Below are 241 nucleotides of genomic sequence, written 5' to 3'. Positions count from 1 at the left end.
GCTATAGCCATATCCGTAATTCTTTTTTCATCAAGCATAATGCGATCTAGAATAGAAGGAGAGAGACCTTTTTCTCGTCCATTTTCAAGGTCGAGTTTATTTGCTTTGATAATCAAGTCCTTATCCTCTAATAATTGATTGCTAATAAGTAACAATGCATCATTTTTCTCATTTGTTGTATGATTTAATAATTGATAGCTTGCTTCCTTTGCCAGTTTACCTTTTTGATATACCTCTCCCA

At 33.2% G+C, this 241-nt stretch carries 1 pseudogene; it reads right to left on the bottom strand.

What is annotated here, in order from left to right:
• Positions 1-241 (bottom strand): annotated as a pseudogene (locus HU755_RS27260) (gamma-glutamyl-phosphate reductase); the annotation flags it as partial.

This window comes from Pseudomonas sp. SWRI111, from assembly GCF_014268555.1.
Classification (GTDB): domain Bacteria; phylum Pseudomonadota; class Gammaproteobacteria; order Pseudomonadales; family Pseudomonadaceae; genus Aquipseudomonas; species Aquipseudomonas hamedanensis.
This window is presented reverse-complemented; position numbering and strand designations above follow the sequence as displayed.